Annotated in this window: 8 protein-coding genes; all 8 read right to left on the bottom strand. The window is 54.8% G+C overall.

From position 1 onward, the window contains the following. A partial coding sequence (locus ACOTW6_RS11850; protein WP_421766256.1) for a type VI secretion system Vgr family protein occupies positions 1–536 on the bottom strand: 536 nt, incomplete at its 3' end. Between the two features lie 207 nt (positions 537–743). Continuing rightward, positions 744–944 (bottom strand): immunity protein Tsi6 family protein, encoded by a 201-nt coding sequence (locus ACOTW6_RS11845; RefSeq protein ID WP_239507230.1) that lies wholly within the window; start codon positions 942–944, stop codon positions 744–746. A 50-nt stretch (positions 945–994) separates the two neighbouring features. Continuing rightward, entirely contained in the window at positions 995–2,065 is a 1,071-nt protein-coding gene (tri1, locus tag ACOTW6_RS11840) for an ADP-ribosylarginine hydrolase Tri1 (protein ID WP_121478848.1), read from the bottom strand. A 170-nt stretch (positions 2,066–2,235) separates the two neighbouring features. Further along, positions 2,236–2,646 carry a hypothetical protein gene (locus tag ACOTW6_RS11835; RefSeq protein ID WP_239507221.1) on the bottom strand — a complete coding sequence of 137 codons (411 nt, stop codon included), beginning with the start codon at positions 2,644–2,646 and terminating at the stop codon, positions 2,236–2,238. A 52-nt stretch (positions 2,647–2,698) separates the two neighbouring features. Then, the gene (locus ACOTW6_RS11830; protein WP_176691879.1) at positions 2,699–3,445 is read right to left on the bottom strand and encodes an ankyrin repeat domain-containing protein; all 747 of its coding nucleotides are present in this window, start codon (positions 3,443–3,445) and stop codon (positions 2,699–2,701) included. Positions 3,446–3,456: 11 nt separating this feature from the next. Beyond that, positions 3,457–4,923: a phospholipase gene (locus ACOTW6_RS11825; protein WP_121478845.1), complete on the bottom strand. Its 1,467-nt coding sequence runs from the start codon at positions 4,921–4,923 to the stop codon at positions 3,457–3,459. Between the two features lie 25 nt (positions 4,924–4,948). Beyond that, the gene (locus tag ACOTW6_RS11820) at positions 4,949–6,382 is read right to left on the bottom strand and encodes a serine/threonine protein kinase (RefSeq protein WP_121478844.1); all 1,434 of its coding nucleotides are present in this window, start codon (positions 6,380–6,382) and stop codon (positions 4,949–4,951) included. Positions 6,383–6,406: 24 nt separating this feature from the next. Further along, positions 6,407–9,022: a type VI secretion system ATPase TssH gene (gene tssH, locus ACOTW6_RS11815; protein WP_213789270.1), complete on the bottom strand. Its 2,616-nt coding sequence runs from the start codon at positions 9,020–9,022 to the stop codon at positions 6,407–6,409. Positions 9,023–9,032 lie beyond the last annotated feature (10 nt).

The following is a 9,032-nucleotide window of genomic DNA, read 5'->3' as shown; positions in this document are numbered from 1 at the left end:
GTCAGTACCAGGGTATGCTTGTCCGCCTCATGGCGGAAGTGATACGCAATCCCCTCCAGCTCCATCAGGCGGCTGATGAAGTCCAGGCTCGACTCCTGATACTGCACACAGTAGTCCCACACCCGGTAGCTGCCGGTGAGTTTATCCTCAACGTTAACCTGATGCTCAGCCAGCAGGGTTTTGACAATCTGCGGTACCGTCTGGCCCTGGAAGATACGCAGGTTACGGTCGCGCTTCATCGGCCACAGGTCCGGCTCCACCGTCAGCTGGTACACCGCGTAACGGGTGCCCGTCAGCTCAACGGCGCTCACCGCCACGCGCGTCACCTTACCGTTGATGTAGCGGGAGGTCAGCAGATTCTGCGTCGGGATGGTCACCGTGACCGGCTGGCCCAGCAGCCTGCTGCGGTCAATGCGCGCGTCCGTGCCGAGAAGGGTCAGCGTCAGCGCGAACGACTCGGACATCGCCTCGCGGCCGGAGAGTTTCCAGAACAGCAGCCCCTCCACCGGGAGCTGGACGGTAATTCGGTTGAGCATAATCTTTATTCCGTAATGGTTTATGCTGAAAAAAATTTTAATGATGAATTGTTTCGACAAGCTGTCTGTAGATATGCGCAAGCTTTTTATATTCGATATTTTTTTTCTGTGCAGAAATTCACTGTCTTGTTCATGTGGAAGAATTATTTTTAAACCCTGGGCCATTTGGGAAGCTATATAATTTGCATTCGATAAATGCTTCGCCAGTTATTCATCCGTAGTTGAGAATTCTTTTGAGGCTAGTGTCCCCAAATTTAATGAATGCAGGGAGCGTTTATCCTTTTCCTTTCCTGCCAAAACAGACCTGATGTACATCAACTGATTTATACACATGATGTATAAGGAAAAATGAGGGTTTTTAGACAACCGTTGATGAACGACACTCAAGGCACTTTCGATATAATCCATCGCAGTAACGCACTGTTTATGCATAATTCACCCTTTAGCGTCAGGAAAAATCAAAGAAAATCATCCTCAGGTGCGTTGTGAAATAACTCATCTGCAATACTGACGATACGTTCATGCTGAATCAGTTTATTTTTCCACTGCTGCGGTATACCTGAGTAACCATATAACGCGCCAGCCAATTGTCCCGTTGTCGCCGCTACGCTGCTGGCATCATTCGCCAGGTTGGCGGCCATCAGGACAGCATCGCGAAAATTATCCGTATTCCATACGGACCACATTGCGGCCTCAAGTGTATCGATAACATAACCGCTTGAGCGAATCTGATGACGAACTTTCTGCTTATACTCACCTGCGTTAATGATCATCACCCGAGCGCACAAGGGGAACAGATGAGCTTCGAACGCCTCTTCTTTTTGATATCCACTAAGTAAATAGTGAAGAATTAAGCCCAAATACTGGCACGCATTGATAGATTCCACCGCACCGTGTGTCGCTCTACTTTGCGACTGGGATTCAAAATATATTGCCCGCAGCGATTTTCGACGAAAGATCGAAACGGGTGCCTGACGAACCAATGCGGCGTTGCCTGCGGTATGTTTCTCGGTGTTACCGTACCACGATGGGCCGAGAAGTTTATATTGTTCCAACGCAAAACGGGTGGTATTGCCAATACCTAAACAACGCCCGGTGCTACTGTTTTCACCTGTCTGATACCACTTGAGCAGCCACTGGCGCAAAACGTCAGTATGCATTATTTCTTTGCAAAGGTAGGTCTGTGCCACACAGAGAGCCATTGAGGTATCAGCTGTCCATTCACCGGGGTTTAACCGATAAGGCCCTCCTCCTTGCATATCACTGATGAGTTCGCTATCACGTCGTTTACATTCCTGCGCCGTCCCGACAGCATCTCCCACAGCCAGCCCCACTAAAGCGCCTACTGCTTTATCGAGTGAGTTCGTTTCCGATACGACGAGAGGTAATGATTTATCCCATATTTCAAATGCATGCGCTTCTGCTGTATCCATTCTCTTTATGGACTTACGGCTATTTACCGGCATCAGGTTACGGTAACGATCGGCATAATGATTAATAACAACATCTTCGCTGTGAAGATCGAGCATTACGCCTCCTTATGCGAAAATAAAAATCGATGAATTTACACATGAAACGTCAATAATCATTCGGATTTTTTTCCACATAATTACTTAAATCATTCTCTTGCCAGTAACATATTAACGGCATAGCACTTCGGAACACTGCTTTCTACCCCCCCAAGCAAAAAGATCATTAATCATTTGAGAGATGCAGTCCTTTCATAATTAAAAATCCACAAGGTGTAAATTTTCAAAAACTCTGAAAAGATGAATAAAATGCCGTTTAGCCAGACGTTCGACTCACCCGCCAAATCCAACGCCAGTGGAAAAAGCGAAACAGAGCATCGAAAGGAGACCAGTCGCAAAAATTCCTGACAGAGCGCCAATCTCCTCGCAAAGGGCTTGCTTAGGCAAAAGAGCCATGCTGAAGCAAAAAGCGATACCAATAATACGAAATCGAGAATAAAAAAAAGAGTAACCAGATCGCTATACCCGCCAGCAGACAGCGTGTTCACAACAGTACTGAAGGCGTGTATATCGGAAATAAAAGGGATCCTGTCATGACGCACGGACTGGGCACAATAGAGCACAATGGCCAGCGCATCCATGCATCCCCAGAAAACGAAAATCTTATCTCTGACTTTCATGGCCGTTAAGCAATCACTTAACCGGCGCAGGTGGCCATTCGCCCCCTTTCTGGATAAGTTTCTCTTTTATTTCGTTTAACTTCTCGTATTGCTCACTGCCGCGATCCAGTCCACTCAGCGCGTCCGCAAGCGCATTACTCATTGACCAGCCATTTTTAGCCTTAACTGACGGGTCCGCTCCACGATCGAGCAGTAACAAGACATGATCGTAAGCCTGGTTATCCAGCGCATCAAACACCAACGTTTTACCCAGTGAATTGGTTGCATTGACGTCTGCTCCGCTATCGAGCATGGCTTCCAGCGTCTCTGTATTTTTCGCTTTAAGCGACTGGAAGACGATCGGTTCGTGGAAGACCTTATCTTTCACGTTGGGTGAGAGGCCACCGTCCAGCATCGCATCGATCCAGTCCGCGCTGTCTCCCTTCAGGGCAAATTCGGCAGGGCTGCTTTTTCCCTGCGGTCGAGGCTGGAGCGGATCTGCGCCGGCCTTAACAAGCAACGTAATCACCTTTAAATGGGGCGATGTTTTTTTATCATTAATCGCGTTGCCGATGGCCCAAAAAAGCAGGGTCATATCCTGCTTTCCCGGTTTATTAAGATCGCTGTCTGGTGCAAGCGTCTTCACCGCGTCGACATCGCCTTCTTCAATCGCTTTCGCCAGTTCAAGCTGCTGACCGCTGAAGTAGTCCTGTGGATTAAGGTCCATATCCTGCTTACACCCCTGAATCATGAATAAAAAACATAACGCGACAAAAGCCATCAACCGCTTTTTCACAATCGACTCCCGATTATCGAAATATCCTCATCCTTCTGCTGCTCTATGCAATCAATCGCCTGATTAATCCCGTGGCGGTCCAGCGCGCTTCCGGTTCCACCGGGAAGATCGTGGGGTATTCCGGCAGCATTAGGGCTCAGCGCAGAGATTTCCTCTTTGAGGATCCACGAAGGGACATGCCCTTTCATCGTTTTCAGATCTTCCCAGGGGTTAACTTCCTGAATCTTCGTCAGCAGTTCACCTTCAACCCGATACGCCTGAATATTATCCGTACTGCCTAATATCTTGCCGCCGTATTTTTCTACGGTTCCGGCATTCAGGCCGGCGGCGTTGAACGTCCACCCCGCTTTCCCGCTGCCCATAGAGGTTGCAGAGGCGAGTCCACCGCCAAGGGAATGACCGGCAATATCAATATTCTGGCCTGACCTTGCCAGCTCCTTACCAATACTCACGGCCTTTTTATAATAATCTGAAGCCATACCCATGCCCTGTGAGAAGTTATTCGACCAGTCAGCCCCGTTTACCACCGGCGCCAGCTCCCCTTTGGTCAGTAAAGCGGAGACATTCTCAGACAGAGAGGCGAAACCAGGCTCGCGCGATCCCCTGAATACCAGCGTGGGGTTCATATCTGTACCAAACACTTCCGGCTTCGGTTGATAGACGCGCGCCAGAAAATTGGGGGACGTATCATCGTCAAAGAGCATTGATTTGTTCAGCCCGAACTTTCCTAACAGCGCATCGTCATTACTGATATCCGTCCACCCCTCCGGCACGCCCGGTGTGGTTTCCAGCGGGTTCACGGTCTTATAAATATTTTCCGCAAGCTTCGCTTTTTCCACTGCGATATTATTCGCCGCCAGACGCTTAGCGGCGATCTGGGCATCCGGATAAAGGCTATTGCTCCCCTTCGCGATCAGATCTTTACGCGCCTGCCAGCGCTCTGCTTTGGTCATCTTCTGAAGCTGCCCGGCATAGGTTTTACCGTCCTTGCCGGGAGTAGGTTCATCCGGCACCTGTGCCGTTTTAGATTTCACCACCTGTTTTGGCAGTACCGTTGGTGCAGGGCGAGAGCCGTACGTTCTCACCATGGTTTCGTAGCGGTCGACAATCGTACTTACCGGATACCAGCCCAGGCCGACCAGCGAGGCAGCCTGGAGTTGCCCTTTGGCATTGATGTAAAAAATTTCCGTTACTGATGACCAGTCACGAAAACTTTCGTCAATGGCAACCACTCTGCCCATCTCTAAATCCTGCGCGATCAGCGTGCGGGTATCGCGTCCGGACTGATAAGGATTCGCGCCGGTGATCGTGCGCAGCAGATCGTAGCGCGTGAAGAGCGAGCGCAGCGAGTGGTCGGGAACCGACATAATCCACTGTCCGGCAACGGACGGGCGGATTATTTTCGCAAACAGCGCTGGCGAGACGTTCTCGTGGAACAGATAGACAAACTTGATGTTATACATTCGCTCCGTCCTGTTACCCGCAGGCTTACGGATTCACCAGCCAGGTGCCTGGCTTCGCAATATCCAGCGTCTGGGTACGCGTTCTTCCATTGCCTTCCAGTTCAATGCGGGTCTCGCCCGCAGGCAATTTCAGCGATGCGTAACCGTTATTCCCCGGACGCAGCGCTTTAGACTCGCCGTTCACCTTCAGCGTCTCGCCATCAAGCATGCGGATATAGACCAACGCGACCGGGCTGGCGTCGACAGGCGGCGCACTCTGCTGCGCCGTAGCCGGTGGCGCGACCGGCTCGCTCACGTCAGCCGTGGCCGGTCTGGTTTCCGCCTGGGCGGAGGTCTCAGCCGGAGGGCTCACGGCAGGCGTTTGCGCCGTCTGCGCTGGCGTTTCCTGACTGCCGCCGCCGAACAGCATCGCACCGGCAACCACCCCAACCAGTACGCCCGCGGCCACCAGCCCCGGAAGCTTGTAACGTCGCCAGTCCAGCGCGGAAGCAGATGTCTCCTCTTCCACCGGCACCAGCATCGTGCCGGTCTTCTTCGCGGTCAGCACCTCGTCGATACCGGCGACGGGCATCTCGATCAGCGCCGCAAACTCCTCAATGGATTGCGGACGGTCTTCCATATGCAGCGCCAGCGCCTTGTCGATGGCCTGTAACAGCGGAATGGAATAGCCCTGCGGCATCAGCTCCACCAGCGGTTTGCAGGTATCCTGAATCGAACGCACCACGCTGACCGGCGGCGGAGAGCCGACGATAAGGGTGCGCAATACGGCGCCGAGCGCGTAGATATCCGTCCACGGTCCCTGCTCGCTTTCATTGTCGTCGGTATACTGCTCGATAGGCGCAAACCCCGGACGCAGCATGGTTTCCGTCTCATCCGAGAGATTACCGATGGTGCGGCGCGCCGATCCGAAATCGAGCAGCACCGGCAGGCCGTTATCCTGAATCTGAATGTTATCCAGCGAGATGTCGCGATGCAGATAACCCTCGTCGTGGATCGTTTTGATGGCGCCGAAGAGCATTGGCAGCATGCGGCGGATCCACGCCTCGTTAATCAGCTCCGGTTTCTCTTCGCGCAGACGCGACAGCGTGGTACCGCTGTAAAACAGCGTCCCCATATAGGCCGTGTCGTTTTGCACCCAGAAACGCAATACGTGCAGCAGGTTCGGGTGGTTGAAGCGCGCCAGCAGGCGGGCTTCCTGGATGAAGCTGTTCAGACCGGCAGAAAACGCTTTGCCGAAGCGCTCGCTGCGCAGCACCAGCGTCATATCCTCGCCGCGCACGGCGAGGGAGGAAGGCATAAATTCTTTGATAGCGATAGTGCGTTCGAGCTGGTGATCCCAGGCGCGATAGACGATGCCGAATCCGCCGCCGCCAATCACCTCTTTTATCTCAAACTCATTGAAACGGTACCCGACCGGGAGCGCGTTTGGGACAGTCCGATTGTTATCATTATCCGTCATCTTTTACAGTTCTCTTGATGATTATTACGCGGCAAACTGACAGTGGAACTCGCCCTGCTCGCAGGTGACATGCAGACGTCGGTACTGCTCGTCGCTGCGGCTGGCGGTAAGTAAAATCTGGCTCATCTGAGGCAGCAACGTATTGGTCAGAATCGCATCCACCATACGCCCGCCCGACTCAACCTCGGTACAGCGCTGAACAATCTGTTCGACCACGCTGTCGTCAAATTCAGAAATAATGTTGTGATTCTCTTCCAGACGACGCTGAATGCGCCTGAGCTGAAGACGCACAATCTGCCCCAGCATCTCGTCGCTCAGCGGGTAATACGGCACCACCAGCAGGCGGCCCAGCAGCGCAGGCGGGAACACCTCCAGCAGCGGCTGGCGCAGGGCGCCGCTTAACGCGTCAGGCTCCGGCATCAGTTCCGGGTCGGCGCACATGGCTGCGATCAGGTCGGTGCCGACGTTGGAGGTCAGAATAATAATGGTGTTACGGAAATCAATGTGGCGCCCTTCGCCGTCCTCCATCCAGCCCTTGTCGAAGACCTGGAAGAAGATCTCGTGCACGTCCGGGTGCGCTTTTTCAATTTCATCCAGCAGCACCACGCTGTAGGGACGGCGGCGCACGGCCTCGGTTAAGACGCCGCCTTCACCATAGCCCACATAGCCCGGAGGCGCACCTTTTAACGTCGAAACGGTGTGCGCTTCCTGGAATTCACTCATGTTGATGGTAATGACATTCTGCTCGCCGCCGTAAAGCGACTCCGCCAGCGCCAGCGCGGTTTCGGTTTTACCCACGCCGGATGGCCCGCAGAGCATAAATACGCCGACCGGTTTGTTCGGATCGTCAAGCTTCGCCCGCGAGGTTTTTACCCGACGGGCAATCAGCTCCAGACCATGACGCTGGCCAATAACCCGCTGGTTCAGCGTGTCGGCCAGATTCAGCACCGCGTCGATCTCATTTTTCACCATCCGGCCCAGCGGGATGCCGGTCCAGTCTGAGACCACCGCTGCCACCACGTTCTCATCCACCGCGGCAAACAGCAGCGGTTCGTCACCCTGTAAGGTCTTCAGCGCCTGCTGCTGTTCTGCCAGCTGGCCGCGCAGTTCAGCCGTATCCTCATCTCCCGCCGCAAACAGCGCGGCACGCAGACGGATAATCTCCTGCACCCGCGTGCGCTCTTCTTCCCAGCGACGGGCCAGGGCTTCGCGTTGGGTTTCGTACGCGTCACGCTCTGCGGTTAAGGTCGCTACACGCGCCGGATCGCCCGCCCCCACGCGCGCTTCGCGTTCAGCAATCTCCAGCTCCACGTCCAGGGCCGCCAGGTGACGCAGACAGTCTTCCAGCTGGGCAGGTGGCGCGCTCTGGCTGACGGCCACGCGCGCGCAGGCGGTATCCAGCAGCGCCACCGCTTTATCCGGCAGCTGACGCGCAGGAATATAGCGATGCGACAGTTTCACCGCCGCGCTGACCGCTTCGTCGAGGAGTAAAACCTGATGATGGGTTTCCAGCGGCGACACGGTGCTGCGCAGCATCAGCACGGCTTTGGCTTCGTCCGGCTCGTGAACCTGTACGGTCTGGAAACGGCGGGTCAGCGCCGGATCTTTCTCAATGTATTTTTTGTATTCCGCCCAGGTGGTCGCGCCAATGGTGCGCAGTTGCCCGCGCGCCAGGGCAGGTTTGAGCAGGTTAGCGGCATCGCCGGTGCCCTGCTGACCGCCAGCGCCAATCAGGGTGTGGATCTCATCGATAAACAGAATAATTGGCGTGGCGCTGGACTGCACCTCGTTAATCAGCGCCTGGAGGCGCGCCTCAAATTCCCCTTTCATGCCCGCTCCGGCCTGAAGCATGCCGATATCCAGCAGCCACAGCTGAACGTTTTGCAGCGGCTCCGGCACGTCGCCGTCAGCGATACGCAGCGCCAGCCCTTCCACCACCGCCGTTTTCCCGACGCCGGCTTCCCCGGTCAGCAGGGGGTTGTTCTGGCGACGACGCATCAGAATATCGACCATCTGGCGGATCTCTTCATCGCGCCCCACCACCGGGTCGATTTTCCCTTCCCGGGCGCGCGCCGTCAGATCCTGACCATACTGCGCCAGCGTGCCCTGCGCAGCCGGTACTGCCCCGGCAGGCGCGTCCGCAGCGGCGGCGGCCTGCTGGCTCTCTTTGCCGCTGGCGCAAATGGCGTCGAACTGCTCGATCAGCACCTCGACGTTAAGACGGGTGAACTGCGCCGAAATGCTTTTCAGCACGTTCGCCAGATTCCACGTTTTCAGTATGCCGATCAGCAAATGGCCGCCGCGGATGCGGCTGACGCCAAACTTCAGCGAGCCGTAGACCCAGGCGCGCTCGACGGCGCTGTCGATATGCTCGGAAAGATCCGACACGGAACTCGCGCCACGCGGCAGGGCATCCAGCGCCGCCACGATATCGCGCGTCAGCTGCTGTTCATCAAGGGCGAAGTGACGGATGACCTGTTGCAGATCGCCATCCTGCTGCTGCATCAGCTGATGCAGCCAGTGCACCAGCTCAACGTACGGGTTGCCGCGCAGCTTACAAAAGGCAGTCGCGCTTTCCAGAGAGGTAAATAACAGCGTATCCAGTTTGCCGAAAAGCACGGCACGGCTAATTTCTGACATGTTAGTTTCC

The organism is Enterobacter cloacae complex sp. IR5403 (assembly GCF_049238705.1).
Lineage (GTDB): Bacteria > Pseudomonadota > Gammaproteobacteria > Enterobacterales > Enterobacteriaceae > Enterobacter > Enterobacter hormaechei_C.
Note: the sequence above shows the minus strand (reverse complement) of the source record. Positions and strands in the feature narration are given on the sequence as shown.